32 protein-coding genes are annotated in these 23841 nt (G+C 66.6%); 16 read left to right on the top strand and 16 right to left on the bottom strand.

Annotated features, from left to right (window positions below; translation table 11 throughout):
* Window position 1: 1 nt before the first annotated feature.
* Together AB4Y98_RS01650 and AB4Y98_RS01645 are read right to left on the bottom strand one after the other, a co-directional pair.
* The gene (locus AB4Y98_RS01650) at window positions 2-958 is read right to left on the bottom strand and encodes an acyl-CoA desaturase (RefSeq protein WP_025874472.1); all 957 of its coding nucleotides are present in this window, start codon (window positions 956-958) and stop codon (window positions 2-4) included.
* Between the two features lie 84 nt (window positions 959-1042).
* Window positions 1043-1810: a hypothetical protein gene (locus AB4Y98_RS01645; protein WP_442243619.1), complete on the bottom strand. Its 768-nt coding sequence runs from the start codon at window positions 1808-1810 to the stop codon at window positions 1043-1045.
* Between the two features lie 144 nt (window positions 1811-1954).
* Between AB4Y98_RS01645 and AB4Y98_RS01640 the strand changes: the two genes are divergently transcribed.
* The 4 genes from AB4Y98_RS01640 to AB4Y98_RS01625 all read left to right on the top strand — a co-directional run bounded on the left by AB4Y98_RS01640 (window position 1955) and on the right by AB4Y98_RS01625 (window position 4335).
* Window positions 1955-2578, top strand: coding sequence for a sigma-70 family RNA polymerase sigma factor (locus AB4Y98_RS01640; protein ID WP_025874474.1), 624 nt, complete (start codon window positions 1955-1957; stop codon window positions 2576-2578).
* Entirely contained in the window at window positions 2575-3249 is a 675-nt protein-coding gene (locus AB4Y98_RS01635; RefSeq protein ID WP_442243618.1) for a ChrR family anti-sigma-E factor, read from the top strand. Before AB4Y98_RS01640 ends, AB4Y98_RS01635 begins: the two co-directional genes overlap by 4 nt.
* A gap of 19 nt (window positions 3250-3268) precedes the next feature.
* Window positions 3269-3952 (top strand): NAD-dependent epimerase/dehydratase family protein, encoded by a 684-nt coding sequence (locus AB4Y98_RS01630; RefSeq protein ID WP_442243617.1) that lies wholly within the window; start codon window positions 3269-3271, stop codon window positions 3950-3952.
* Window positions 3953-4023: 71 nt separating this feature from the next.
* Entirely contained in the window at window positions 4024-4335 is a 312-nt protein-coding gene (locus tag AB4Y98_RS01625; RefSeq protein ID WP_442243616.1) for a hypothetical protein, read from the top strand.
* On the opposite strand, the gene AB4Y98_RS01620 is transcribed toward AB4Y98_RS01625, so the two are convergent.
* Window positions 4332-4817 carry a TspO/MBR family protein gene (locus tag AB4Y98_RS01620; protein ID WP_363733372.1) on the bottom strand — a complete coding sequence of 162 codons (486 nt, stop codon included), beginning with the start codon at window positions 4815-4817 and terminating at the stop codon, window positions 4332-4334. The genes AB4Y98_RS01625 and AB4Y98_RS01620 overlap by 4 nt on opposite strands.
* A gap of 80 nt (window positions 4818-4897) precedes the next feature.
* Window positions 4898-7093, bottom strand: coding sequence for a hypothetical protein (locus tag AB4Y98_RS01615; protein WP_442243615.1), 2196 nt, complete (start codon window positions 7091-7093; stop codon window positions 4898-4900).
* A gap of 120 nt (window positions 7094-7213) precedes the next feature.
* On the opposite strand from AB4Y98_RS01615, the gene AB4Y98_RS01610 reads away from it, so the two are divergent.
* Window positions 7214-9067 carry an XVIPCD domain-containing protein gene (locus AB4Y98_RS01610; protein WP_442243614.1) on the top strand — a complete coding sequence of 618 codons (1854 nt, stop codon included), beginning with the start codon at window positions 7214-7216 and terminating at the stop codon, window positions 9065-9067.
* A 48-nt stretch (window positions 9068-9115) separates the two neighbouring features.
* Here AB4Y98_RS01610 and AB4Y98_RS01605 read toward each other — a convergent pair whose 3' ends face one another.
* From AB4Y98_RS01605 to AB4Y98_RS01585, 5 genes are read right to left on the bottom strand one after another with little or no spacing between them, the layout of a single operon-like run.
* A complete protein-coding gene (locus AB4Y98_RS01605) occupies window positions 9116-10105 on the bottom strand; it encodes an alpha/beta fold hydrolase (protein WP_442243613.1) in 990 nt (329 codons plus the stop codon).
* Window positions 10102-10428: a DUF6958 family protein gene (locus AB4Y98_RS01600; protein WP_033831163.1), complete on the bottom strand. Its 327-nt coding sequence runs from the start codon at window positions 10426-10428 to the stop codon at window positions 10102-10104. Before AB4Y98_RS01600 ends, AB4Y98_RS01605 begins: the two co-directional genes overlap by 4 nt.
* Entirely contained in the window at window positions 10421-10957 is a 537-nt protein-coding gene (locus AB4Y98_RS01595; protein WP_134832598.1) for a GFA family protein, read from the bottom strand. Before AB4Y98_RS01595 ends, AB4Y98_RS01600 begins: the two co-directional genes overlap by 8 nt.
* Window positions 10958-10985: 28 nt before the next feature.
* Entirely contained in the window at window positions 10986-11906 is a 921-nt protein-coding gene (locus tag AB4Y98_RS01590) for a TolB family protein (RefSeq protein ID WP_442243612.1), read from the bottom strand.
* The gene (locus AB4Y98_RS01585) at window positions 11903-12967 is read right to left on the bottom strand and encodes a hypothetical protein (protein ID WP_442243611.1); all 1065 of its coding nucleotides are present in this window, start codon (window positions 12965-12967) and stop codon (window positions 11903-11905) included. Before AB4Y98_RS01585 ends, AB4Y98_RS01590 begins: the two co-directional genes overlap by 4 nt.
* Before the next feature lie 88 nt (window positions 12968-13055).
* On the opposite strand from AB4Y98_RS01585, the gene AB4Y98_RS01580 reads away from it, so the two are divergent.
* The 4 genes from AB4Y98_RS01580 to AB4Y98_RS01565 are packed head-to-tail and all read left to right on the top strand — an operon-like array spanning window position 13056 to window position 15113.
* Entirely contained in the window at window positions 13056-13985 is a 930-nt protein-coding gene (locus AB4Y98_RS01580; protein WP_442243610.1) for a LysR substrate-binding domain-containing protein, read from the top strand.
* Complete coding sequence (locus AB4Y98_RS01575; RefSeq protein WP_025874482.1) at window positions 13982-14443, top strand: helix-turn-helix domain-containing protein; 462 nt, start codon at window positions 13982-13984, stop codon at window positions 14441-14443. Before AB4Y98_RS01580 ends, AB4Y98_RS01575 begins: the two co-directional genes overlap by 4 nt.
* An 11-nt stretch (window positions 14444-14454) precedes the next feature.
* Entirely contained in the window at window positions 14455-14886 is a 432-nt protein-coding gene (locus AB4Y98_RS01570) for a VOC family protein (RefSeq protein ID WP_132825028.1), read from the top strand.
* A complete protein-coding gene (locus AB4Y98_RS01565) occupies window positions 14883-15113 on the top strand; it encodes a hypothetical protein (protein ID WP_099842541.1) in 231 nt (76 codons plus the stop codon). The genes AB4Y98_RS01570 and AB4Y98_RS01565 overlap by 4 nt, the downstream gene beginning before the upstream one ends.
* A gap of 81 nt (window positions 15114-15194) precedes the next feature.
* Here the strand turns inward: AB4Y98_RS01565 and AB4Y98_RS01560 are convergent, their stop codons facing one another.
* On the bottom strand, window positions 15195-15935 hold the full coding sequence (locus AB4Y98_RS01560; protein WP_363733365.1) for a DNA/RNA non-specific endonuclease: 741 nt from the start codon (window positions 15933-15935) through the stop codon (window positions 15195-15197).
* A gap of 659 nt (window positions 15936-16594) precedes the next feature.
* Here AB4Y98_RS01560 and AB4Y98_RS01555 point away from each other — a divergent pair.
* The 4 genes from AB4Y98_RS01555 to AB4Y98_RS01540 all read left to right on the top strand — a co-directional run bounded on the left by AB4Y98_RS01555 (window position 16595) and on the right by AB4Y98_RS01540 (window position 19341).
* Window positions 16595-17176 carry a hypothetical protein gene (locus AB4Y98_RS01555; protein ID WP_363733363.1) on the top strand — a complete coding sequence of 194 codons (582 nt, stop codon included), beginning with the start codon at window positions 16595-16597 and terminating at the stop codon, window positions 17174-17176.
* Window positions 17177-17299: 123 nt separating this feature from the next.
* Window positions 17300-17647, top strand: coding sequence for a hypothetical protein (locus tag AB4Y98_RS01550; RefSeq protein WP_363733362.1), 348 nt, complete (start codon window positions 17300-17302; stop codon window positions 17645-17647).
* 124 nt (window positions 17648-17771) lie between these two features.
* Complete coding sequence (locus tag AB4Y98_RS01545) at window positions 17772-18536, top strand: DUF72 domain-containing protein (RefSeq protein ID WP_442243609.1); 765 nt, start codon at window positions 17772-17774, stop codon at window positions 18534-18536.
* A complete protein-coding gene (locus AB4Y98_RS01540; RefSeq protein ID WP_312785867.1) occupies window positions 18529-19341 on the top strand; it encodes a DNA-formamidopyrimidine glycosylase family protein in 813 nt (270 codons plus the stop codon). The genes AB4Y98_RS01545 and AB4Y98_RS01540 overlap by 8 nt, the downstream gene beginning before the upstream one ends.
* Here the strand turns inward: AB4Y98_RS01540 and AB4Y98_RS01535 are convergent.
* The 5 genes from AB4Y98_RS01535 to AB4Y98_RS01515 form a co-directional block, all read right to left on the bottom strand.
* Window positions 19311-19904: a cysteine hydrolase family protein gene (locus AB4Y98_RS01535; RefSeq protein ID WP_442243608.1), complete on the bottom strand. Its 594-nt coding sequence runs from the start codon at window positions 19902-19904 to the stop codon at window positions 19311-19313. The two genes, AB4Y98_RS01540 and AB4Y98_RS01535, sit on opposite strands and share 31 nt — an antisense overlap.
* 120 nt (window positions 19905-20024) lie before the next feature.
* Window positions 20025-20279, bottom strand: coding sequence for a hypothetical protein (locus AB4Y98_RS01530; RefSeq protein ID WP_051501597.1), 255 nt, complete (start codon window positions 20277-20279; stop codon window positions 20025-20027).
* 110 nt (window positions 20280-20389) lie between these two features.
* Entirely contained in the window at window positions 20390-20677 is a 288-nt protein-coding gene (locus AB4Y98_RS01525) for a hypothetical protein (protein ID WP_088100018.1), read from the bottom strand.
* A gap of 72 nt (window positions 20678-20749) precedes the next feature.
* Window positions 20750-21247, bottom strand: coding sequence for a YciE/YciF ferroxidase family protein (locus AB4Y98_RS01520; protein ID WP_032974702.1), 498 nt, complete (start codon window positions 21245-21247; stop codon window positions 20750-20752).
* Between the two features lie 147 nt (window positions 21248-21394).
* Window positions 21395-21664 (bottom strand): hypothetical protein, encoded by a 270-nt coding sequence (locus AB4Y98_RS01515; RefSeq protein WP_032974703.1) that lies wholly within the window; start codon window positions 21662-21664, stop codon window positions 21395-21397.
* Between the two features lie 175 nt (window positions 21665-21839).
* On the opposite strand from AB4Y98_RS01515, the gene AB4Y98_RS01510 reads away from it, so the two are divergent.
* Together AB4Y98_RS01510 and AB4Y98_RS01505 are read left to right on the top strand one after the other, a co-directional pair.
* Complete coding sequence (locus AB4Y98_RS01510) at window positions 21840-22310, top strand: BLUF domain-containing protein (RefSeq protein WP_354275320.1); 471 nt, start codon at window positions 21840-21842, stop codon at window positions 22308-22310.
* On the top strand, window positions 22307-22753 hold the full coding sequence (locus tag AB4Y98_RS01505) for a hypothetical protein (protein WP_313248406.1): 447 nt from the start codon (window positions 22307-22309) through the stop codon (window positions 22751-22753). Before AB4Y98_RS01510 ends, AB4Y98_RS01505 begins: the two co-directional genes overlap by 4 nt.
* Before the next feature lie 52 nt (window positions 22754-22805).
* Here AB4Y98_RS01505 and AB4Y98_RS01500 read toward each other — a convergent pair whose 3' ends face one another.
* Window positions 22806-23045 carry a hypothetical protein gene (locus AB4Y98_RS01500; protein WP_394195610.1) on the bottom strand — a complete coding sequence of 80 codons (240 nt, stop codon included), beginning with the start codon at window positions 23043-23045 and terminating at the stop codon, window positions 22806-22808.
* A gap of 248 nt (window positions 23046-23293) precedes the next feature.
* On the opposite strand from AB4Y98_RS01500, the gene AB4Y98_RS01495 reads away from it, so the two are divergent.
* On the top strand, window positions 23294-23827 hold the full coding sequence (locus tag AB4Y98_RS01495) for a sugar dehydrogenase complex small subunit (protein WP_088100014.1): 534 nt from the start codon (window positions 23294-23296) through the stop codon (window positions 23825-23827).
* The last annotated feature ends 14 nt before the right edge of the window (window positions 23828-23841 follow it).

The following is a 23841-nucleotide window of genomic DNA, read 5'->3' as shown; positions in this document are numbered from 1 at the left end:
GTCAGTGCCTCGCCTTGGCCAGTACCCAGGCCGGGATCGGCTTGAGGCCCTTCACCAGGCCCAGCGCAGCCATTGCGCGCAGGCCATACCAGCTGATGTCGATCTCCCACCAGCGGAAGCCCTGGCGGGCGGTGCCGGGAAAGAAGTGATGGTTGTTGTGCCAGCCTTCGCCGAAGGTCAGCAGCGCCAGCCAGAGGTTGTTGCGGCTGTCATCACGGGTCTCGAAGCGGCGCCGGCCGAATCGGTGCGCCAGCGAATTGATGGTGACCGTGGCGTGGAACAACACCACGGTGGAGATGAAGAAGCCCCAGACCAGCAGCTGCGGGCCGGAGGTATGCAGGCCCGGTGCCACACGCTCGAGCACCGCGCCCACACCATACAGCGCAGCGGCCAGCAACACGGGAACCACGGTGTCGAACCGGTCCAGCCAGCGCAGCTCGGGGTAGCGGGCCAGATCGGGAATGCGCTGCAGATCGGTGGCAAAGGCGCTACGGGTGAGGAACCAACCCATATGGCTGCGCCAGAACCCGCCCTGGCGCGGGGAATGCGGGTCCTGCGGTTGATCGGCGTGGCGGTGGTGGTGGCGGTGGTGCGCTGCCCACCAGAGCGGGCCACGCTGCACGCTGGCGGCGCCGATGACCGCGAACACGAACTGCACGGTGCGCGATGCCTCGAACGTCCGGTGCGAGAAGTAGCGGTGATAGAACGCGGTGATGGCGAACATCCTGATCGCGTACAGGAACACTGCGACGGCAACCGCTGTCCAGGACACGCCCACCCAGATCACCCCGAGGCAGGCCACGTGCAGCAGCGCGAAGGGCAGGGCGCGCAGCCAGTCGATGCGGTCACCCTGGCTGCCGTCGATCGCCGCTTCGCTTCCGGCATCGGTGTCGAACCAGCGCTGGAAGGTGCGCAACAGGCGCGAACGTCTGCGGAGTGGAGGCGCTGCGGATGCCATGGACGGAAGCCCGAGGGAGTCGATTGCCTACCTCTACGCGTTGCAGTGCAGGTTGGATGCAGTGGATTGCAGCTGACTGCATGTTCACCTGGTCGTAACACCGCAGCTGGCTACCAGCGGTCGCTGCAGCTCAGTGCGCCAGCGCTGCTCCGGCTGCTCGGTTGCGGGCGCGGCAAAGCGCACGGTCACCTGCGGATAATCGCCACGTGCATCGCGCAGGTTGCTGGTACCACGGAACTCGAGCAGGCGGCGATCAGCATCGGCGTAGACCAGCGACAGACGTGGGGCCACCGCGCCGAACCAGGTATCAAGGCGGACATTCACCGCATGGGCGGAAAGCCCCTGCCAGCGCACCGGGCCCAGGTACTGCACCTGCACGGGGTAGAAGCGTTGCCGGCCGGGCACCAGAAAAGGAAGGCTGACGGGTGCTCCATCCTGCAGCGTGCGCCAGTGGGCCCGCACGGCGGCATCGAAGCCGGCGTCGATCACGGCATCCGGGGGCAGCGGCAGCTGCCTGGTTCGGGAAGGCGTGGACGTGTCCTCCTTCCAGTCGACCCGGACCACGCCGGGGTCGACCCTCACATCGGCCGCTTGGCCGCTGCGGGCGTCCTGCAGCACATAGCCCCGCACCTGCGGCCGGGTGGCGGCGGGCATCTGCTTGCGGGCGAAAGGTTGGCCCGCAGGGCAAAGGTATTCCACCCAGCGTTCGCTGCCATCGCCGGCGCCGCGCTGCCAATGCACTTCGCGGTAGGCAATGACTCCGTTGGCCAGGGTGGCCACGCCCTCCGAACGCAGCAGCGGCGCGGCCGAAGCGGCGCAGGGCATGCAGAGCAGCAACCAGGCAAGACGCATCGGGGCGATCCATGGGAGGCTTGCGGGCCTGTACGCGCGACGGCGCCGGCTGGATGCACGTTGGCACCCATCCCGGGTGCATCCAACAGGCGCCACCGTGCGTAGAGGGAAGGACTCCTCTTCACCCAACGGCAGCCCCCGCCGATGTACCGTCCTCCCGCCAGTCCCTCCCATCCCTTCGACACCGCGCGGATCGTGTCCAGTTCACAGCAGCCCAGCAACGAGCCAACGAACTGGAACGGCGAGATGGATGGCGTCGCCAGGCTGCGCGATCGTGACTGCTTCATGCGCATCTACGACCATTTCATGCCGCGCCTGTGCATTTATCTGCGTGGCCTTGGGGCACCCGCAGCGGTGGCCGAAGAGCTGGCCCAGGAATGCCTGCTGCGCCTGTGGCTGCGCGCGGCCGAGTTCGATCCTGCCCAAGGTGCGCTGAGCACCTGGTTGTATCGCATCGGCCGCAACCTGCACATCGACCGCGTGCGTCGCGAACGCAGCTGGATGCAGGTGCAGGAAGCCGTGGAAGACGCCGCTGCCGCCGACGTCGGCGAGCGCAGCAGCGCCGAGCAGTTTGCCGACCATGCCCGCCTGCGCCAGCGCATCAATGAACTGCCGGCCACGCAGGCGCGTCTGGTTCGCATGTCCTACTTCGAGGCCAAGAGCCACAGCGAGATCGCGCAGGCGCTTGGGATGCCTCTGGGCACGGTCAAATCACACCTGCGACGAGCGTTCCTGCAGTTGCAGTCGAAGGTCGGGGGTGCACCATGAATCCGCACCACCACCTGCATGAGTCGACGCTGATGAGCTACGCCGCCGGTGCTCTGCCGGCACCGTTGAGCATCGTCGCCGGCACCCATCTGGAGCAGTGCCCGCACTGCCGCCAGCGGCTGCGCGAAGCGGAGGCCATCGGAGCCGCACTGCTGGAGCAGACCCAGCCCGTGGCGGACGAGGCGCGGCGGGCGGGCCTGCGCGAAGCGATGCTTGCGCAGCTCGTCGAGGTCCAGGCCGACGCGGTGCCAGGCCCGCTACGGTCGATGCCGCGCGAACGCCCTGAGGCGGATCCGGACCATCTGCCGACGTCGCTGCATCCGTACTTCGGCGATTCGCTGGGCCGTCTGCACTGGCGCTGGATTGCACCTGGGGTGCATTGCATCCGTGCCGAACAGATGCCGTCGCTGATCATGCTGAAGATCGCGCCGGGCAAATGCCTGCCGATGCACAGCCATGGACGCAGCGAACTTACACAGATCCTGCGGGGTTCCTACAATGATGCGCTGGGTCTGTTCGCACCCGGCGATGTTGCCGATCTGGATGAGGATGTCGAACACCAGCCGGTAACGGCGCCTGGTGTACCGTGCATCTGCGTTTCCGCGCTGGATGCGCCGCTGGTGTTCAGTGGTTGGCTGGCCCGCAAAATCCAGCGCTTTGTGAAACTCTAGGCTTCTTTGAGGTCAACGCATGCACGAAACACGCCCGCTGCGGATTCTGCTGACCGGTGCGACCGGTCTGGTCGGGCAGGGCGTTGCCCGTGCCTGCCTCGCTTCGCCGCAGGTGGCGCAGATCGCCGCTCTGGTCCGTAGCAAAGGCGGGCTCGACACTCGTATCGAGCAGATCGTGCTGGCGGATTTTCAGCACGCCCGCGACGTGGGCCTGCAGCTGACTGAATTCGACGCTTGTTTCTACTGCGCCGGCGCGCCACCGGTTGGCACCGCCGAGGATGAGTATCGGAAGGTGACGCTCGATGCCACCCTCGCCGTAGCTGCAGTGTGGGCGGAAGCGAATCCGGATGGCCGGTTCCTGTATGTCTCCGGCGCCCATGCCAATCCAGACAGCAGGATCATGCCGCTGCGGATCAAGGGCGAGACCGAGGCCGCGTTGGCGCAGCTCGCGGTGCGCACCGTCATGCTGCGCCCCGCCGGGGTGCGCCCGGTGGCGGGGACCGGCACCCGTCATGCGGCGTTGAAGCCGCTGTATCGCGTTGGCGGTCCCCTGATGGCGGCGGCGGGCCGCGTCCTGCCCTCACTGGTGACCAGCAACGAAGCCATCGGCCGCGCGATGATCGTGCTGGCGATGATGCCGGAGCCGCCGCCGGTGCTGGAATGTGCGCAGATCAACCGGCTGGGTGGCGCTGCTGCAGCCTGATGGGTGCGGTGCACATCTGCTGCACATCGCGCCTACTACAGTCGTCGCTCATCCTTCTGTGACGCATCGACGTGAACCTGCAGCCATCGTCTTCCCTGCTTCGCCCATCGCGCCCAGCGCCTGAAAACGGTCGTTTCGACCTGCTGGATGTCAATGCATTGCAGGATCCCGGCAGCGGCCGCATCGTCCATCTGTATTTGCTGGTGGCGCGCTGCCTGTGCTGCGAGGTCGTATTCAAGGCGCAGGAGGGCGATGGGCTTGTCAGCACGTCTGCCGCGCGTGTACTGCGCTGCCCGACCGGCTGCGGTGAGCAGGCCTTCAGGGGCAGCGCGCTGCGCCAGTGGCGGCCCGCAGCGCAAGGCCCTCAGGCATTGCCCGGCTAAAGCACGGCCGGATTGGCCTGCCACACCGCGTAGTTGAGCGCGCTGGCGAACGTCACCCATGCCAGGTAAGGCAGCAGCAGCCATGCCGCCGCCGGACGCACGCGATGGAAGGCAACGATCGTGGCCACGATCAGCGCCAGCAACAGTGCGATGTCAGCGAACGCCAACGCCCCCTGTTTCCAGCCGAAGAACAGCCAGCTCCACAGCACGTTGAGGGCCAGCTGCAGCAGATAGAGTGCCAGCGCAGGCGCGGCCGCGCGCCATCCGCCCTGGCGCCACACCAGCCACGCCGCCAGCGCCATCAATGCGTACAGCACCGTCCACACCGGACCGAACACGCTGGCCGGCGGTGCCCATGCCGGCAACGTCAGGCTTGCGTAGAAATCCGCTGCCGAGATCGAGGCACGCGCGCCCAGTGCGGCCGCCAGAAAAGTGACGCTGGCCCAGCCCAGAAGGCCAACTGCTTGCCTGCGGACATTCATGGTGTCTTTCCTCCTGCACAATCGCGAACTTCGGTAGTGCGTTGTACGTAAAGGCGTCGCGACTGGATGCAGCCTTCGGGTCAGTCCGCCGTGCCACCGTCGCTGGCCGCTGCAGCACCGGGCAGCAACGCGGGCCGACCGTCGAACCATTCCCGCGCACCGGCCAGATGCCATTGGCGGCGCTGCCCATCCAACTCGATGCCGGCACCCAGCAGGCCCCAGCGAAGGTAGAGGTCGCCACGCTTGCGCTGGTCCAGCAGATCCAGCCGCGCACGCAGCGAAAGGCGCTCGTTCTCCGCCTGCAGTCCATCCAGTACCAGATGCCCGGCGCGCCAGCGCAGGCGGGTATGCGCATCCACCTGGCCGGAGTCGAGCAGCGACAATGCCCAGCGCGGGTAATCGCTGCGCTCGGCAAACAGCGCCAGCAGCGGGCCAGCGTCGCGCATGGCAAGATCCGCGCGTGCGTCCACCTGGAACGGTGACTGCGCATCGATGTCACCGCGGGCGATGGTGACCCGGCCCCACCACGGCTGTGAACGCTGCTGCTCACCCACCTGCACGTTGCGCAGCTCGATCACGCTCCCGCCCAGATCGAACCGGCGCTGGCTGAAATCGCCACGTCGCAGCCTGCCATCAACGCGGGCGTCGCCCTGCAGGCCAAGCCCGGCCACCTGCAGGCGCGCGCGTTGACTGCGCAGGCGGACACTGCCGTTGCCAACCCGGCCCTGGGTATCCAGTTCAACGTCACCGCTCACCTGGCCGGCGCCTCCCAGCAGCCGCACCTGGCCGTTGCCCAGGTAGCGGTTGTAGGCGGTGAGGTCTGGAATGCTTGCGTCATCGAAGCGCAGCTGCGCGCGCACGCCCTTGCGCAGCTCGCGCAGGCGACCGTCACCGGTGAGTGTCAGTGCCAGGTCGCGCCCATCGAACAGCGTGGCACCCTTGGCGCCGCCTGCACGCGCATTGAACGTGGGAAGCTTCACTGCCAGTACGGCGTGCGTCGGCGTCCCGGCCTGCAGTTGCCCATGGGCGCTGGCCGTTCCCTGCATGTGCACGCCGGCCACTTCGGCCACCGCCCGCGCCGCAGGAATATCGACGCTGCTGCCAGCGGCCAGCTCGCCGTTCTGCAGGCGCAGGTCGGCGCGCAGCACGCCACCGCCCTGCAGCTGGAACCAGGGTTTCTGCACGAACAGTGCGGGAATCCAGTTGAGCGAGGTGAAGGTCCATTCGCCCTTGACCGTCCCGGAGGTGCGGCCCAGCATCTCGCTGGGTTCGGCGAATGGAATGTGCCGCCCGGTGATGGTCACATCCGCGTCCAGCGCAGCGCCTGTGCCCTCGCGCTGCGGCAACCGCGCCTGCAGGCGGATGTCGCGGGCGGTATCCAGCTGCACTGCCAGCGTTCCGCGGTCGGGGGCGCCAGCTCCCATCTGCAGGGGAACCCGCCAGACCGCATGGCTGCCGGGCTGAAGCGCGCCCTGGTCCAGGGTGATCTCGGCCTGCAGCTGCCCCGGCACGGCGGCGCTGGCAATGGAAGGACGTTGCGTGTCCGTATCCAGGCGCAGGCCCTGGCTGCGCGCCTGCACCTCCAGCACGGCATGCAGCAGCCCCAGCTTTGCCAGCCCGGGTGCCTGGTCGCGGTAATGCCGTGGGTAGGAGAACTGCGTCTTCAACTGCATGTCGCCGAGCAGCTGGGTGCCGTCAAGGCTGGCGTCGGCATCAGCGAACGCCACCTCCGAGTCCAGCAGTTCCGAGGGACCACCACGCAGCTGCTTCACGAAACCGACCGTGCCGCTGCCCTGGCCAACGATCAACAGCTTGCCCACGCGGACGCTGCGGATGGTTTCGCTATGAATGGCATCGAACCGCAACGTCCAGCCGCGATCGCCGCGCGGTGGTGAGGGAATGGCCTCCTCCACGCGCGCGATCTCGGCGGCCACCCCGGTCGCGTGCAGCGACGGCACGCGCACCTCGCGCTGGAACAGCGGCAGCAATGCCAAGCGTGCACTGGCGCGGTCCGCGCGCAGCACATACACGGTGTGATTGACGTGGCCGCGCATCTGCACATTCCAGGCGATGACATGCCCCGGCAGCAGCGTGATCGCCGGGCCGGTGGTCATCACGAACTTGTGCGGTTTGCGATTGGTGACCTGATCGAACAGCGGCGTATTGAGGAAAACATTGCCCGCCAACAGGTACAGCAGATACAGGCCCAGCAGGTACGGCAGCAGCTTGCGGCCGTGACGGCGCCATCGCTGCGGGCGGGCGAGGGAGTGGGGCATGGACCCTCGGCGTGGAATGGGATGGCCATCACTATCGTGGATGCGGCTGCGGCGCGATGTGAACGTGCTGCGCACACCGCGTCCTATAATCAGCGCGTCACTGTTCAAGGAGGTCACGGCATGAATGCCCGGACCAGCAAGGAAGGCGCAACCCAGGATGCGCCGCGCGATGCCGCCTCGGCGTCGTTCGATCCGGCCTACACCTCGGCCAACAGCGAGGTGCGGGCCGCCGCCGGTGGTTACTCGGTCACGTTGAACGAGGGCGACGGCGCGTTGAAAGTGGGTACCGAGCACAAGCGCGCAGTGTCCAGTCTCGCATCGCAGTTCCAGGGGACGTCGCTGAACATGGCCGGCAGCCCGACGCCCGATGGCGGCAGGGATTACCTGCTCACGATGGAGTCGGTGGTCGGGGCAAGCGCGAAAGGTGCCGGCTTGCAGGACACCAGCAGCACCGGCGTACGCGGGCGCTACAGGGTCAGCCTGCCCAGCGAGGCGGTGGACGTCGATCCCACCCGCATCAACCCGTTCGATCCGCAGACCATTCCCAAGGGGGGCAGCGTCACCCTGGATGGCCAGCAGTTCACCGGCACCGCACTGGAAGGCAGCTTCCGCAACATCGCCATGCAGAGCCAGACGACCGAGGCGAGCGGTGCCAGCTACCGCGTGGATCGCCTGGATGATGGCCGGGTGCGCGTCTCCACCGGGCCGAACGAGGCGGTGGAAGCCTTCAACGGCATGGGATTCAGTGCCGGCAGGTTCAGCGCGATTGCCGGTCGCCAGGACGCGCTCGGCCACGCTGCCGTCCGCACTGCCACGTTCGACCTGGATCAAGCCGAAGGCCGCCAGGCCTATGAACAGTTCATCGACAACGGCAAGCTGAGCGGCCAGACCCCGGGCGTGCAGGATCTGGCGACGGTCGAGCGGCTGGGCATGAGTTCGCAGACGCGGCTGAAGGTCGGCTATGGCGACACGTTCGGCCTGGACCTGGCGGGTGCACGCAACAGCGGCGACGTGGTGCAGGTCAGTCGGGAAGACGGCAGCCGCATCGAACTGCGCAGCGTGCAGTACAACGGCAACCTGCCGGCAACCCGGGTCAGCGCCTACGGCGCCGACGGCCAGGAAGACAGGGCGCAGCGCCGCTATGAATTCACCTTCGACCTGCGCGGCCATGCGCAGGGTGAGCAGATTGCCGGAATGGTCAACGCGGCACTGTCCGGCGACCCCAGCGGTGATCGCGGACCGGTGAAGGCCGGTGAGCTCACTACCCTGAGCTTCAGCGAGGCCCAGATGCGCACGCTGATGGAGCGTACCCAGTCGATGGTCGGGGACAACCCGATGCTGGGGCCATCGTGGCAGGTGCTTGCAGAGGACGGCAACGGCAGGCCGCAGCAGGATGTGGACGCCTTTGCACTGGGGCTGGCGCGCAACCAGGGGCAATCCACCTATGGCATGGCCGAACGCCTATTCCATATCGCCGCGGCGGGCGGCAAGGATCTGCAGAAGATCGACGCTGCCGTGCAGGGCGAGCACCTGCAGTCGCTCGCGCCGCCCTCACCGCTGCTGCCCCGTCAGGACCCACGGCACACCGCCAGCCCGGACCACGGCATGTGGCTGCAGAGCCAAGGCGCTGTGAGCAGCCTCGACCAGGCGATGGGGCGCCAGCCTGATGAGATGAGCGAACGGCTGGGCATGGCCCTGCTGGTCGCGGCCAAGGCCAAGGGCATGCAGCGGATCGACGAGGCCGTGCTCAGTGACGACGGCAGGTACGCGTTCGCGGTGCAGGGCCAGCCGCACGCCGCAGATCGTCAGATCGCCCGCACCGATACTGCGCAGGCAGTGGCTACGCCGGTCAGCGAGCACGTGCGCGAGCTGCAGCAGGGCCAGTCGCTGGCGGCAAGCTCTGAGCAGGTGAGCCAGCAGCAGGAGCGGGAGCAGATGTCCCAGGAACACGCTGCACGGGCCATGGCGCGTTGAGTCGGGCGCGCCAGCCCGGCGGCTGGCGCATCGGGTCAGCCAGGCCTATCAGGCTCGCCAAAGCGCCCGGGCCTCATCGGCAAGCAGCGCAGGCTGTTCCTCAGGCCAGAACAGGCGTCCGCCTTCCACCCAGCGGATACCGCGCGATGCCGGCAGCGTCTGGTGCAGCCACTCGGCCCAGCGGCCTGGAAAGAGGGGATCGGCTGTTCCCCACACCATGCGCGTGGGAATCGTACTGCGTTGCAGCGAGGCTTCGATGGCCACCAGAGGATTGGGCTCGAACGCGGCGAGGTGGCCATTGAGCTGCTGTTGGCGCAGGGGCGAGGATACCAGCGGGCGGAAACTGTATACGATGGCCTCATCGCTGAAATGTGCCGGATCCACATAAGCCGAGCCACCGATACCGGCCGCTGATCGCGCGTAGCCGCGATCCTGCAGGTGGCGGACAATCTTCTGGTGATAGGTGCCTGCGCGTGCGGCGGCCAGCGAGTTCTTCATCTGCACCGGCGGGCTGTTCTGGTGCACGTCGCAGTTGGTCAGCAGCATCGTGCGCACGCGGCTCGGGTGCTGCACAGCGAACAACTGGGCCACGGTGCCGCCACTGTCATTGGCAACCAGGTCGACCATCGCAACGGACAGCGCATCAAGCAACGCAACGAGCATGTCGCTCTGTGCCTGCGGGGACAGGTCCTGCGTGGCCGCCACCGCGCTGTGGCCCAGGCCCATGAAATCCGGTGCAATGCAGCGGCGGGACGAGGAAAGCTGCGCGATCGCATGCCGCCACTGGAACCCACTCAACGGGAACCCGTGCAGGAACAGTGCGGCCGGACCCTTCCCTTGTTGCACGCAGGCGATGCGCCCGAACGGTGTGCGGACCCAGCGCCGGCGGGCGGCGAACGCTGCGGCATCCATGGGCTCGCGCAGGCTCGCGCTGGCGCCGCGCACGCTGGGCGGCCATCCCATGGCCAGCAACAGTCCAGCACCGATCAGCAGTGACCTGCGCGACGATGAAGGCGCATCGTTGGACGGACCGCTCATGACGTCACCGCCGTTCGACCGACGACCGCATGCTTGAACAACCGCACGGGCTTGCCCGCTGCGCGCTCGATCACGCCCTTGGCTTCCAGATCCAGCTGCACGGCCTTCAGCCACCAGCCTGCGGTTGCGCCTGCGGGGAACAGATCTGCAGGCAGCGCCGGCAGCAATGACTGCTTGGCAATGGCAACGGAAACCCCGGGCGGCGTCTGCGGCAGCACGCCGAGCAGGGCGCTGCGCATGGCGCTGTACTTGCCCCGGTCGACCCACTGGGTCCTGCCGGGCGAGGTGATGCTCTCGATCTCGATCTTGTCTGGCTCAGCCATGGACCTCTCCTTCAATGCGGATATCCGGGCTGCGCAGGCCCATCGCAATCCAGGCCTTCATCAACCGGGCATAGAAGCGCAGCGAGTGTTGCTTGAGGTTGGGTACATCGGCGGGCAGCACGGAGGGATCGGGCAGATCGCCCACCATGGTGCGCATCTGCAGCGGCGGCCGGGCATCCTCCGGCCACAGGCCGCCATACAGGCTCAGCCAGTGGCCGCCGGTCAGTTCAAGAAACAGGGGCGTGTTGCAGCAGGTGGCCAGCACGCGACGGGTGCCGGCATCGGCTGAGAGGCGGAACGCGGCCAGGCGCTCCACTCCTGCCAGGAACTCCACCCGGTCCTTGCGATACATGACGAACCGGGTAGTTCCATGCGGTCCGAGCAGCCGCTGGGCGCCGGGCAGGCGCTGCAGGCGCAGGCCTGCGGCGCGGCAGCTGTTGCAGCAGCAGTCGACGCAGGCGATGGGTGTGCCGGTCAGGTTCAACGTCACTTCGCCACAGCGGCAGGCAACCTGTTGTGCGGAAGGCATGTGGATGCTCTCTTCGGGGGCTCTTTTTCTATCGACGAACCGGGGGGGCCGGAATCGACAGGGACGGTGGCAGCCGATAGCTCACCCGGTACAGGTCCAGGCTGGCGCCATCGCCGCGACGCGTTGAATAGGTGAGCGTGCCAGGGCGGGACCAGTCGAGCATGGCCCCATAGCTGTCGCTCGCACCGTCGTTGACGGGTGCGGGCAGTCGCATGCCGGGCGCGTAGCGGTCACCGAACGCGCGTGCCGCGAACTGCTCGACCCGCGAACTGCCGAAGTCCTGTGCGCGTGCGAAAACGATGGTCCGGCCATCGCCCAGGAAGGTGGCGTCGAACTCCTGCGCGGCCGTGTTGACCGCGCCTTCCACCGGCCGCGCAGGTTGCAGTTGGCCGTCGTCCACCCGCGCGACATACAGATCGTGGCCACCGGCGCCACCTGCTCGGTCGCTGGAGAACAGCAGGGTGCCACCGTCGGGTCCGAGCATCGGCGCAAACTCGTTGGCGGGACTGTTGACGGTAGACCCGAGATGCTCAACGGCACCGAACTGCAGGCCCTGCACGGGCACCCTGTACAGGTCGTCGCCGCCCAGGCCACCGGGGCGATCGGAGCAGAACAGCACGAAGCGGCCATCGGCGGTGAACGCAGGGTCGAAATCGCGGCCGGGTGTGTTGAACGAAACCGGGCGCGCGGGACTCCACTGGCCGTGATGCAGATGCGAAAACCAGATGTCATGGCCACCTTCGCCGCCAGGCCGGTCACGGCTGAACCAGAGCGCCGTGCGTCCGTCGGGGCTCAGCGTCAGGCGGACTTCGCTGTATCGGGTCGACGCGATGCCTGGTGCGAAACGCTCTGCGTGAGGGTCGAGTGCCAACGCCTCCCGGCTGGCATCACCCCCCAGCAGTCCAGCGACCGCGACCGCAAGCGCGACCAGTGAGGCAAGCGCATTCATGCCTGCCGCTCGAAATCGCTGATCCAGTTGGTCTCCCAGGTCGCTCCGCCGTCTGCGGATGCCGCCTGTTCCCAGCGTGCGGAACGCGAGGTGATCCGCGACCAGATCACCCGCGTTCTGATCGGTTGTCCCCGCAGCTGGTCGTCTCCCATGAACGTGCCGACGCCATCGACAAAACCGCCGCGGACCGGTGCGCCGATCCGCGTGGGATCGCGGCCATCCAACCACCAGCTCGACCACTGGCCACTGCTGGCATCCCATGCGCGGATGCCCATGCCGCGTACGGTCGCAGCGGGGAAGTTCATGACGTTGTCGCCAACGTTGCCGAAGCCGCCCAGCACCGGCCAGTTTTGCAGCGTGCCATCGAAGTGGTCCCAGCGGTTGCTGCCAGACAGGCGTTCGCGCAGTCGCTGATGCTGCACGCTCCAACGGCCGACCAGGAAGTCGAAGTCGCGGGGCGCATCCGATTGCAGCGGCAGCGGCGAGGGTATCGCTGCCGTGCGGGTGAACCAGTTGCGCCAGTTCACTTCCCAGTGGACGCCGTTGTCCGCGGAGAATGCCTGCTCCCACCACGGCTGCGCAGCGTGGATGTCGTGCCAGCGGAACCAGACCTGGATGGGCTGGCCCTTGAAGGAATCCGCACCACGGAAGCTGCCGCCTGTACCGCTGAAGCCGCCACGCACTGGCGCTTCGAAGCGGCTGGGAGCGCGGCCATCCAGCCACCAGATTGCCCAGGTGGCGGAGGCCGGATCGAAGGCACGTACACCCAGGCCGCGGTAGGCGCCGCCGGGCAGCTGCATCAGGTTGTCATCGATCGTGCCCAGCCCGCCCAGGGTCAGCCAGACCGCACTGGTGCCGGTGAAGTCCACCCAGCGCGTGTCGGCCACCAGGCGTTCCTGCAGCCGGCGGTGACGCACGTTCCAGTTGCCCTGCAGCCAACGCCAGTCATTGGCATGGTCTCTGCCGGCATGGGCAGGGGTGGCGCCCAGCGGCAGGCACAGCCCGAAGGCGCCGGCACCGTACAACGCGGCAAGGCCGCCCAGAAATCCACGTCGCTGCATGTCTGATCCCCGTTGTCCGAGGCCTCATCTTCGGCGTCGTATGGGGGATTGACCACGCGGATATCGAGGCTCAGGCTAAGCCACACTTATGGTCGCCCACCGCCACCTGCCGTCGCTCGTTGCCATCCGTGCCTTCGAGGCCGCGGCGCGGCTGGGCAGCTTTGCGCGGGCCGCGGAAGAACTGGACACCACGGCGGCATCGGTCAGCTATCACGTCCGGCGCCTGGAAGAGCAGACCGGTGCACGACTGTTCCTGCGCCACGCCCAGCACGTCGAACTGACCGAGGCCGGTGCCAGCGTCGCAAAGGAGGCTACCCGCGCCTTCGATGCCCTGCGTGCCAGCTTCATGCGTGCCGCCGACATGGATGCCACCCGCCTGCGCCTGACCGCACTGCCTACGTTGGGCACCAGTTGGCTGACGCCGCGGCTGGGTGGCTTCCGCGCCCGGCATCCGCAACAGGTGCTGGAGCTTGATCTGTCGGCGGAGCCGCAGGACCTGGCAGGCGGGCGTTTCGATGCGGCCATCCGCAACGGTCACGGCGACTGGCCGGGGCTGCACGCCGTGGAGCTGTTCCCCAGCGTGTTCACGCCACTGTGCGCGCCCGCGCTGCTTGAAGCCGCCACCGGCCTGGGCGGTGCGCGGCTGCTGGATGTGCCATTGCTGGGGCGTCCGGACTGGTGGGCGCTATGGTTCCAGGCATTCGCGCAGACGCCGGCACCCGGGGCGGAGCGCTTCGCCACCAACTTCGCTGCCGAGCATCTGGACGTAGCCGCAGCGATCGCCGGCCAAGGCATCGCCATCGGCTCGCCGATCCTGTTCAAAGCCGAGCTGGATGCGGGGCGCCTGGTACAAGCCCACGAAGGCGTGGCCAGCGATGGCCGCAGCTTCTGGTTTGCCAGCCCGGCAGGACGCAGCAACGCCCCGAAAATCGCGCACTTCCGTGAGTGGCTGTGCACCGAGGCAGCGGCGGCCCGGCATGCTGCACGATCCCTGCTGCGCAGGGTGGCCACGCCATGACCCAGAGCCCGGAACTGCTGCGCCGCCTGCTGCGTGCAAAAGACCACATGGACCGGGCCAGCCATGAAGACTGGCCGGTGGCGCGGCTGGCCGGGATCAGTGCGGTTTCCGCGGCCCATTTCGCGCGCTCGTTCAAGGACGCGTTCGGGGTGCCGCCGCATCGCTATCTGCTCAGCCGCCGCATCGAGCGCGCTGTCGCCCTGCTGCGCGATACCGACCTGCCGATCACCGAGATCGCACTTCAGACCGGGTGGACCAGCCTGGGCACCTTTGGCCGCATCTTTCGTGACATCACCGGCGACAGCCCCGGCGCCCTCCGCGACCGTGAGCGGACCGATGCCCCGGCGCAGGGCCCGGTGCCGGAGTGCCATGCGCGTGCCGCACGGCGCCCGGACCTGAAGATCGCAGTTTTGGAGAAGCGCCGCCGCACCGGCCTTGTTAGCGTAGATCCCACCTGAGGGAGGATCCTATGACTGGCATGGTGAATGTGGTCGGCCTGTATGTGCACGACCAGGATGCGGCACTCGATTTTTACGTCAACACACTCGGCTTCCAGGTGCATACCGATGTCGGCAACGGCGACTATCGCTGGCTCACGGTGCATTCGGGCGGCGAGGGTGGTTTCCAGCTCGGCCTGTTCAAACCGGGGCCGCCGGTACACGATGCGGCCACTGCGCTGACCCTGCAGCAGATGGTGGCCAAGGGTGCGATGCCGCCGCTGGTGCTGGCGGTGGACGATTGCCGCGCCAGCTACGAGCGGCTGCTGGCACGTGGGGTGGAATTCACCCAGGAGCCGGTGGAGCGCTATGGTGCAGTGGATGCCGGATTCCGTGATCCGTCCGGCAATGGCTGGAAGATGATCGAGCGCCCTGCGAAGACTGTCGCGAGGACGCCGCAGTGAGGGCCGGCAGCTGGGCGCGTCCCGTGCACCGCTGGACGTCTATCGTCTTCACCCTGACAGTGATAGCCAACTTCGTGGCGCGCTGGATGGGGCAGGGCGAACCACCGGACTGGCTGACCTACTCGCCGCTGCCGCCGTTGTTCCTGCAGCTGTTCACCGGGTTGTATCTGTTTGCGTTGCATTACCGCCGCAGGCCGGATGCCGCTCGCGCCGGCGTCGCACCCTGACGCGGGGTGCGGAGTCAGATCAGGCAGGGTCCTCACGCAGCGCAGGCCCGGCGGAGAAGGCTCTGCCGGGCCATCCGGCGCTCAGCTCAGATCACATTCGCTCGGCAGCGGCCAGCTGGCACTGGGCAGCATGTTCTTCAGCGACGCCGGTGCATTGATGGCCACGTAGCTGGCGCCCAGCAGCTCTTCCAGATCCGCGATGGTGACCAGATAGCTATCCAGGCCACCCAGTCCCGCTTCATTGGGAATGATCCAGCTGATGGCCTTGGCGGTCCCGGTGTTTGGATCCTTGGTGATGATCGTCTTCCAGAAGAATTCCGGGGTCGGAATACCATGGCTGGCCAGGAAATAGTCATTGGACGCATCGCCGTAGACAACGCCACCATAGACGTCTACCGGAGCGATGTCCCTATAGCATTCGGCCACGTTCTCGGCCTTGACCCAGGCGCCCTGATTGAAGCTGGAAACCTGCGGCACGATGTTTGTCATGTAGTTGGCGCGACGGATGTAGGTGGCGTCGTAGTCCATGTGATTGGACGTCACCAGATGTCCCCGGTCATAGCCGGACCGCACGCTGGCATACGAGGCGGTGCTGGCCTGGCCGAGGCAGCCTGCCGGCAGGTCCGGGTCCTTGTAGAAGCTGGACGGGCGGGCCGCCGAGCCGGTGTCAGCCACCAACGTGTATTCGTACCGTGTCGCGCTGTGGATGCTGCAGTCATAGGTCAATACGAACCCACCCTTGTTGAGGGTCACAACCTGGGCATGCGCAGCCCCGGCAAAAGTGCTGAAAACAAGGGCAAGGAAGAACGTGGCAAGGCGCATTGCGGATCTCCATGGATATGGGCAAGGCGCAGCCGTCCACCACGGCAGGCCAGGCCTTTCCGTGTGAAGGACGATGCGGTGACAGGTGTTGGGGATGCGTCCCGGCCGTAGCCGGTACTGCCTGGGATCTCGACCGCGCACTGGCGTCAGGAAAGCTGTCGCGGTGTCGTTAGCGTCATTTTTTGGCGTCAACAGGTCAACGACCAAAGTGCGAAGGTGTGACTGCGCGCAAGCACTGGGCTCCTGTCAGATCCGAGTGCCCATGCATGAAAGGAAGACCTGTTAGTGGCGTGGCCGTTGCCCGGTTGATAGCTGTCCGCAGGGCGCGTGCCGACGATTGACGTGACGCATCACGGCCGGGCAACGCGATGCCCGTAGCGGCCGCGTCGCGCTGGCGCTATGCTCGCCGGAAAAAGGGCATTCCCAGATGAAATGGACTTCCATCGCGGCCGCAACACTCTGCGCGCTGCTCACGAACAGCTGCTTGCGCGATATCCCTTCCAACGCCAGTTGGCCGTTCCTGCGCCGGGCGCACCGTCCACCGACGCGCTTGAAGAAGAGCTGAGAACCTCGGCGAGAACTGCAACGTCTACCTCGCGGCGCCTCTGCAGATGCGGTAGAACCTGCATGTCGCCCGGCATTTCAATGGAACCGGACAGATGAAGCGAACGATTGCAATGGTAGCGCTGTTGATGCTGTCGACAGCGGCGAGCGCGGGCGTGGAAAACATCAAGGAATCGAAGAAACTCAAGCCGGACGAAGGCATCCTGGTCACTTCGGTCACCTGCGCAGATCAGATCAACTTCGTGCAGCTCTACCTGTCCGGAAACGCGTCGACCGGCTTCTGGGGTCCGTACAGGTTCGATTCCGTAGCCACCTGCGCAAAGGGCCTGAAGACCCGCCCCGTCAAGGCTGGCCGCTACTACATCGGCTGGGTTGGCATCGGGCAGCAGGGCGTCGCCATTGCCGAGCCCCAGGCGGTCAGCTTCACGATCGAGGCAGGCAAGCTCAATTACATCGGTGACATCTACGTCGGCGACGTTTCACCCTTCCGCCTGGACAACGAAACACTGTTGCGGACAACCGGCAATCTGGTCAGCGTCGTCGATCAGGAGGCACGGGCGCGAGCTGCCTTGGCAGCCGATCATGCCTGGTTGCTCTCACGCTATGAATTTGTCAGTGCTCCCGCGGCGGCGCCGCCGAGAGTTGAAGAAGGTAACCAGCATCCGGCCAGGCCTTGAGATCAACGGCTCACGCGGGGAAGCAGGCAGGGATCGACCTGCACGCAACGGCCATCCCTTCTTGACGGCGCCTTGGCGCCGGACGTGGATACTTCCGCCGTCATTGGCCGAGGAGGACTGGAAATGGGTAGCACCGAGACCACCAGGGCGCCGCGCATTCTGCGCGTGGAAGTGATGCCGCTGGACTGCGGGGAAACCGCAGTCGTGGTGGAACTGGCATCGCCCCCCGGCAGGGCCTGGGAGAAGGCACTGAAGCGCGTGATTTCTGAAGCCGAGGGGCTTGAATCGGCGCAGTCGCGCTGTGACGGCCGCTTCGTCTACATCATCGGTATCGAGCCCGGTGGCCGTGGCACGCTCCATCGGGTGAACCAGGTCCTGGCCGCCACCCACGAACGCGTTGCACCGCGCAACGGACATTCCATGCCGATGCCACAGCAACCGGCAGGCGCCATGGTCAACGCCAGCCTCTGAGCAGCGATGGCCGATACACGGCAACCGGCCGGCTGCAGGCCCGCCACGCCCGGCGGCACAGGCTTCACGCCGCAGCCAACGTGTGTTCACCATGTTGCTACGGGCCTGTCGCCACCGTAGCGCCATGGCACGTGAACTCCGTCATCCGCGACCGGGCCACCCGGTCGCCGTGGGCTGCGCAGGGTGGTCGCTGCCCACGGACATCGCCCACGCGTTCGCTGCGGGAGACAGTGCGCTGCAGCGCTATGCGTCGCGCTTTCCGATCGTGGAGATCAATTCGTCGTTCTACAGACCACATCAGCCCGCCACGTATGCGCGCTGGGCGGCCAGCGTGCCGCACGGTTTCCGTTTCTCGGTGAAGATGCCGCAGGCCATTTCCCATGACGCGCGCCTGCGCGGTGCTGCGCCGTTGCTCGACACGTTCCTGCATGAGGTGGGGCATCTGGGGGATCGGCTGGGCGCCCTGTTGCTGCAGCTGCCGCCGAGTCTGGCCTACGATGGCCGCACGGCCTCGGCCTTCTTCCGGGCGGTGCGCCGGCGCAGCGCCATGCGGGTCGCCTGCGAACCACGCCACCCGAGCTGGTTCGACGACAAGGCCGACGCGCTGCTGGATGACCACGGCATTGCCCGGGTCGCGGCCGACCCCGCCCGGGTTGCAGGGGCTGATCAGCCGGGTGGAGCCAGGCACTGGAGCTACTGGCGGTGGCACGGGCAGCCGCGCATGTACTACAGCGCCTACCAGCAACCGCAGCTATGCAGTCTGGCGGCCGCCGCGATACAGGCGGCCCAGGCGGGGGAGGCGTGGATCATCCTTGACAACACGGCGCATGGCCACGCCGTGCCCAATGCACTGCAACTGCAGTCCATGCTGGAGCACGCCAATGCCTGAAGGTCCTTCCATCGTGCTGCTGCGCGAGGCCGCCGCCAGGTTCAAGGGAAAGACCGTCCGTGGCGTCAGTGGCAACAGCACGCTCGACCTGGCCTGCCTGGAGGGACGCCGGGTGCGGGCCGTGCGCAGCTGGGGCAAGCATTTCCTGCTGGAGTTCAGCCACGTCAGTCTGCGCATCCACCTGATGATGTTCGGCAGCTGGCGCATCGACGAACGCAAGGAGACGCCAGCGCGGGTATCGCTGCGCTTTGACAACGGCGAACTGAACTTCTACACCTGCTCGGTGAAGCTGATCGATCAGCCGTTGGACGAGGTCTACGACTGGCGCGCCGACGTGATGAGCGACCTGTGGGACCCCCGGCTTGCCCGCCGTCGCCTGAAGTCGATGCCCGATGTCCTGGTCTGCGATGCCCTGCTGGACCAGACGCTGTTCTCCGGCGTGGGCAACATCATCAAGAACGAGGTGCTGTTCCGCATCCGGGTCCACCCGGCCAACCCTGTTGGTGATCTTCCGCCGCGCAAGCTTGCCGAACTGGTCAAGCAGGCCCGCGAATACAGTTTCGACTTCCTACGCTGGAAGCGCGGGTTCGAGCTGAAAAAGCACTGGCAGGTGCACACCCGGCGGACATGCCCCCGTTGTGGTGGTCCGGTCAGCAAGGTCTACATGGGCACCACGCATCGGCGCACCTTCTTCTGCCCGGTATGCCAGGTCGATTATCGCGCTGGGACGCCGCGGCCGCCGGCGAAGAAGCGCACCCTGGCGAGAGGACCGGTTCAGCGCGGTGGTGTCAGGCCCGTGCGTTGATATGAGGACGTGGATGACAGCGAAGTGATGATCTGACGGTTGCTGAGTACTTCGACGGCGCCCGATCGCTGCAGTGTCTCCAGGGCCGGCTGGCGGCGGTCCGGCAGGGCGGCGACCGCGTCCCGGGCGACCACCGTCGCGTACTCGCGCGAGTTGGCATCGATGGCAGTGGCCAGCACGCACGCGTCCAGTGCCATGCCGGCCAGCACCAATCGCCGGGTGCCGAGCTTGGCCAGCAGCACCGGCAGTGGCGTGGCGAGGAAGGCGGAGTGCTTCGGCTTGAGGATGAAGTAGTGTTCCTCGCTGGGGGCAAGGTACTCGACGATCCGCGCCGGGGCTCCGCCCCTCTGCCGGCAGGCCTCGACCAGCTGCGGGAAGTCGCGCTGCCAGTTGCCGAAATTGTCATTGGCGTAGATCACCGGCGAGCGGTGCGCGTCGAATGCAGCACGCAGGCGGGCGGTGCGCTGGGCTGCACGTACGGCGTACGGAGCCAGTTGCCGCCCCTGTGGAAAGTCGAACAGGCTGAAAAGATCGATGATGAGCAGGGCGGTGGGCTGTTCCATGGCGGGCTCCGAGGTGTCAGGCCTCCACTGCCTGTTCGTCTTCGGCACCACGCACCAGCGCGCCGGAGCCGCCTGACGGGCGCGGGCTGCCCGGCCCCCTCGGCGGGAGCGCAGGCCCGATCACTGGCCAGCTCCGTCGTCCCCCTCACCCTTGTCGTGCCGAGCGGGCGCCACGCGCTTGCCAAGCCGTTGCGCCTGCTCATCCGGCGTGGCGGCGGCGACGAAGGGAGAGATTGGATCACTGGCCGGGAACGTCTCCGTCAACGCCTGATCATGATTGGCACTGTTGTGGGCCTTGGCCTGTCCAGCGCTGCCAGCAGGCACCGCGGCCGTGTGGTCATCCGGATGGGGCAGGTCTTTCTGATCGCGCTGCATGACATTTCCTCATTCTCATTGATTGGACCGCATGGTCCCGGGGGCATTGCAACGGTAAATGTGAACGCGTGAGTACCCGCATCAAGCCGGTGTAGACGCAACGTCAACAATCAAGGCGTCCTTCCAGATGAGCTCGAAGCCGTTGCACGGTTGCGGCGCCACGCCAGCAGCTGTCCGATCAGCGCGGTTGCCAGCAACAGCAGGTTGGTGACCACGAACACGGTGGCGCCGAGCAGCGCGCTGTAGATCGTGAACAGCGTAGACGCGGTCATCTGCCCGATGAAAAGCCACTTCGAGACGGCTTCCGGGTGAGGCGAGTGCCATTGCTTGACCATCTGCCGGACCAGCGTGGCCATCAGTACCGCTGTGGCGGTCCATCCAAGTAGATCAGGATGCATACGTCATCCTCGCGCAGAAGCGCGCCGCCCCTTGGGGAGCGACGCGTGGGCTGATCTGCGGTGCACCTGCGATCACGCGGCCTGGGCGGCCTTGGCGTTGCCGCCGCTCTTGGCCAGCAGGGTCAGCTTCTCGTCCGTGGCCTTTTCTTCTTCCAGCGTTTCCAGCAGCAACGGCACAGCGTCCTTGTATCCGAGCTGCTTGGCCAGCGCGGCGATGGTGCCGTAGGAAGCGATTTCGTAATGCTCGACTTTCTGCGCGCCGCCAATCAGTGCTGCATCGCGCACCGGGCCCTTTTCAATGCTCTCGATGACTTCCTTGCCTTCTTCCACCAGGCCCTCCATCGCCGCGCACTTGATCCGCTTCAGGCGGATGCCCAGTACCTCCACGACCTGGTCGATGCGCTCGATCTGGCCCTGGGTCTCCTCCAGGTGCGTCTCGAACGCGGCGGCAAGTGCGGGGTTCTCTGCGGCGCGGGCGAGGCGCGGCAGGGCCTTGGTCAGCTGCTTCTCGGCACTGTAGATGTCGGACAGTTCGTGGATGAAAAGGTCTTCAGCGGTCTTGATGGCCATGGTGCGCTCCAGCAGGGAAGGAGCGACGAGGCTATCCCGGCCGGTGTTGGGGTGCGGGGTAGATGCAGTGAACGGCGGATGCGCATCGAGCGCGCAGATGCATGCATTCCCCTCACGCCGGGCACTGGGCGCGCGTCGGAACCAAGCTCAGCGTGGGTCGGCCGCTGCTGCAGATTGGCCGGTTGCCGCCAGGTGTTCGCCGTCCACCAGGCGCGCATTGCTGACGGCCTGGTGAGAGCCGCACCTTCCGCAGGTCAGCAGCGTGCCCCCTGTCATCCGCTTGAGCTCCGCGTCGGCGCGGGACACGTGGTGGCACTGGTTGCAGCGGAAGGCGATAGCGGTGACCTGATCGATGCAGCCTCGTGCATCGGTCGCGTAGTCCACYGAAAAGACGTAGAAAAGTCCGGTGTCAGGCATGAAGTCGATCTCGCGGGCGGACCTGTTTCATGCCATGGGGCAGCAGTGCATGGCGTGAATCCTTTTCGGGTTCGTTTTCACATTTCACTGAATTGTTTTGTTTCAGGCTGCGCCTGCTGCGCTGCCTCAACCGGCCTTCTGCTACGGTTGGGAGCCCACTGCAGGGAGGTCGAACGTGCCCATCAGAGCCGTTGTGTATACCAGCGAGGCGGCAGCGGATATTGCTGCCAGCCGGCTGGGCCAGACCGGGGGCAGGCTGTGCGGAATCGTGGATGACGCAGCACGTTTCAACCGTGATGCCGGCGTCACTGGCGTACTGCTGTTCGATGGCGCGCGCTTTGTGCAATACATGGAAGGCCCGGACGATGGCCTGCAGGTGGCATATTCCCGGGTGCTGGGTGCCAGCAGCCACAGCGGCCTGATCGAACTGCAGCGCGGCAGGGTGGGGCAGAGACGCCTGCCTTTCTGGCCCATGCGTTGGCTGCCGGTGGAACCGACGGAGCTGAGGCGGGTGGCCGGCGCGGACTGGACCGGTTTCGTCCAGCGCGAAGGCACCGCTGCGCCCACCACTACTGCCACGGGCATGGAGCTGCTGCGCGCCCTGGTTGAACCCTATACCGTCTCACCCAGTACGGAGTCGCCGTGACACAAGCAACTTTCCACAGCGGACACCACCGCCGGCTGGACGTTCTTGCCGGAGCGTGGGAGACCACCCTCATCGCGCTGCAACCCGACGGCAGCACGGGCGGGGTGTCGTTTGCATCGGACGTTTACACGTGGATGCCCAATGGTCACTTCCTGGTGCATGAGGTCGACGCGATGATGGACGGGCAGCGTGTGCGCTCCACGGAAATCATCGGCGTCGATGTTGAAGCCGGTGGTTTCTTCAGCCGCAGCTACGACGCTGATGGTGGCACCAGCGATTTCACGTCACGACTTGATGGCGGCAGGTACACCATCCAGGGCCAGTCCCAGCGGTTCGACGGCGTGATCAGCAGCGACCGGCAGTTGCTGACCGGGGAATGGGAGCATCGGGTCGGCGATGACTGGATACCGTTCGTCCGCATCGTGCTTGAAAGGGCCGAGTAGATTCGCTTGTTCCGCGGGCGCCCCCGATCGGGGGCTTCGCTGTTGGCCGCGCCTAGCGCTTGGGCGGTGACGGCGGCGCGGCTTCTTTCCCGCGTTCGGCCTCTGGCCCCGAGGCCTGGTCTTCGGAGGCGGCGGTGCCGCTGCCGCCGCCGGGCACGTTGCGCGCCGGCGCGCTGGCCGCTGGTGGGGTTTGCCGAACCGCATCGGCATGTTGTGCCTTATCGGTCGGTTCGCCTTGATTGCAGGCCGACAATACCATCGTCGCCACGGCACACAGCAGCAGTACCCGCATGGCCACTCTCCAGAGTAGGAAACCCCTTGTTTCTAGCGCTGAGCGCGTTGTGCGGGCGTGACGGGGGCGGCAGCGCACCGGCTGGAATCTGCCTCTGCTGGTGCCGGGAAGAAGGGTGCTTTGCCGCGCTGCGGCTCTTCCTGCTCACTCCGCGACGACGTTCAGGTGCGTTAAAGTTGCCCGCGTAGGTGCCCCCCCGCGTCGCGGTCAGGGGCAGCCGAAGAAGTGACGCATCAGGAGTCCACATCATGAGTGTTCCCGAGGGATTGGAAGGGAGTGGGCAAGGCCTGACGCGCAGAACCTTCCTGCTGGCCGTTGGCTCTGCTTCACTGCTGGTTGCCTGCAACGGCAAGGCGCCAGCAACCCATGCCGGTGCCACGCCAGCGAAACGGACGGACGGGCGCTTTCTGCAGCTCTCCCAGGCACTGACCGGCAAGTCCGACCTTGATCCGGCAACCGCCGCGCGCATCGAAGCCGCCTTCGCCAAGCTGCATCCCGACATGCACGCCCAGTTCCCCGCACTCGCGGCGAAGGCGCAACAGGTGCAGGGCCCTGAAGCGCTGCTGGCGGCCGCTGGCGATGCACGGCCGACAGCGCTGGCCATCATCACTGCTTGGTACACCGGCAGCGTAGGCAAGGGGCCGCAGGCCATCACCGTTTCCTATCGCGATGCGCTGATGCAGCGCCCGGTGGACGATGGCCTGTTCCCGCCCACCTATGCACAAGGCGGTCCCGCATGGTGGACGGCCGAACCGCCGGCGGCGGTACGCGCGCACGGCTGAGCCTGCGCTTCCAG

The organism is Stenotrophomonas sp. 2YAF26, from assembly GCF_052114625.1.
GTDB lineage: Bacteria > Pseudomonadota > Gammaproteobacteria > Xanthomonadales > Xanthomonadaceae > Stenotrophomonas > Stenotrophomonas indicatrix.
Note: the sequence above shows the minus strand (reverse complement) of the source record. Positions and strands in the feature narration are given on the sequence as shown.

Coding starts and splice junctions, on each gene's coding strand:
- AB4Y98_RS01650 (WP_025874472.1), bottom strand. CDS start 958: ATGGCATCCGCAGCGCCTCCACTCCGCAGACGTTCGCGCCTGTTGCGC.
- AB4Y98_RS01645 (WP_442243619.1), bottom strand. CDS start 1,810: ATGCGTCTTGCCTGGTTGCTGCTCTGCATGCCCTGCGCCGCTTCGGCC.
- AB4Y98_RS01640 (WP_025874474.1), top strand. CDS start 1,955: ATGTACCGTCCTCCCGCCAGTCCCTCCCATCCCTTCGACACCGCGCGG.
- AB4Y98_RS01635 (WP_442243618.1), top strand. CDS start 2,575: ATGAATCCGCACCACCACCTGCATGAGTCGACGCTGATGAGCTACGCC.
- AB4Y98_RS01630 (WP_442243617.1), top strand. CDS start 3,269: ATGCACGAAACACGCCCGCTGCGGATTCTGCTGACCGGTGCGACCGGT.
- AB4Y98_RS01620 (WP_363733372.1), bottom strand. CDS start 4,817: ATGAATGTCCGCAGGCAAGCAGTTGGCCTTCTGGGCTGGGCCAGCGTC.
- AB4Y98_RS01615 (WP_442243615.1), bottom strand. CDS start 7,093: ATGCCCCACTCCCTCGCCCGCCCGCAGCGATGGCGCCGTCACGGCCGC.
- AB4Y98_RS01610 (WP_442243614.1), top strand. CDS start 7,214: ATGAATGCCCGGACCAGCAAGGAAGGCGCAACCCAGGATGCGCCGCGC.
- AB4Y98_RS01605 (WP_442243613.1), bottom strand. CDS start 10,105: ATGAGCGGTCCGTCCAACGATGCGCCTTCATCGTCGCGCAGGTCACTG.
- AB4Y98_RS01600 (WP_033831163.1), bottom strand. CDS start 10,428: ATGGCTGAGCCAGACAAGATCGAGATCGAGAGCATCACCTCGCCCGGC.
- AB4Y98_RS01595 (WP_134832598.1), bottom strand. CDS start 10,957: ATGCCTTCCGCACAACAGGTTGCCTGCCGCTGTGGCGAAGTGACGTTG.
- AB4Y98_RS01590 (WP_442243612.1), bottom strand. CDS start 11,906: ATGAATGCGCTTGCCTCACTGGTCGCGCTTGCGGTCGCGGTCGCTGGA.
- AB4Y98_RS01585 (WP_442243611.1), bottom strand. CDS start 12,967: ATGCAGCGACGTGGATTTCTGGGCGGCCTTGCCGCGTTGTACGGTGCC.
- AB4Y98_RS01580 (WP_442243610.1), top strand. CDS start 13,056: ATGGTCGCCCACCGCCACCTGCCGTCGCTCGTTGCCATCCGTGCCTTC.
- AB4Y98_RS01575 (WP_025874482.1), top strand. CDS start 13,982: ATGACCCAGAGCCCGGAACTGCTGCGCCGCCTGCTGCGTGCAAAAGAC.
- AB4Y98_RS01570 (WP_132825028.1), top strand. CDS start 14,455: ATGACTGGCATGGTGAATGTGGTCGGCCTGTATGTGCACGACCAGGAT.
- AB4Y98_RS01560 (WP_363733365.1), bottom strand. CDS start 15,935: ATGCGCCTTGCCACGTTCTTCCTTGCCCTTGTTTTCAGCACTTTTGCC.
- AB4Y98_RS01555 (WP_363733363.1), top strand. CDS start 16,595: ATGAAGCGAACGATTGCAATGGTAGCGCTGTTGATGCTGTCGACAGCG.
- AB4Y98_RS01550 (WP_363733362.1), top strand. CDS start 17,300: ATGGGTAGCACCGAGACCACCAGGGCGCCGCGCATTCTGCGCGTGGAA.
- AB4Y98_RS01545 (WP_442243609.1), top strand. CDS start 17,772: ATGGCACGTGAACTCCGTCATCCGCGACCGGGCCACCCGGTCGCCGTG.
- AB4Y98_RS01540 (WP_312785867.1), top strand. CDS start 18,529: ATGCCTGAAGGTCCTTCCATCGTGCTGCTGCGCGAGGCCGCCGCCAGG.
- AB4Y98_RS01535 (WP_442243608.1), bottom strand. CDS start 19,904: ATGGAACAGCCCACCGCCCTGCTCATCATCGATCTTTTCAGCCTGTTC.
- AB4Y98_RS01530 (WP_051501597.1), bottom strand. CDS start 20,279: ATGCAGCGCGATCAGAAAGACCTGCCCCATCCGGATGACCACACGGCC.
- AB4Y98_RS01525 (WP_088100018.1), bottom strand. CDS start 20,677: ATGCATCCTGATCTACTTGGATGGACCGCCACAGCGGTACTGATGGCC.
- AB4Y98_RS01520 (WP_032974702.1), bottom strand. CDS start 21,247: ATGGCCATCAAGACCGCTGAAGACCTTTTCATCCACGAACTGTCCGAC.
- AB4Y98_RS01500 (WP_394195610.1), bottom strand. CDS start 23,045: ATGCGGGTACTGCTGCTGTGTGCCGTGGCGACGATGGTATTGTCGGCC.
- AB4Y98_RS01495 (WP_088100014.1), top strand. CDS start 23,294: ATGAGTGTTCCCGAGGGATTGGAAGGGAGTGGGCAAGGCCTGACGCGC.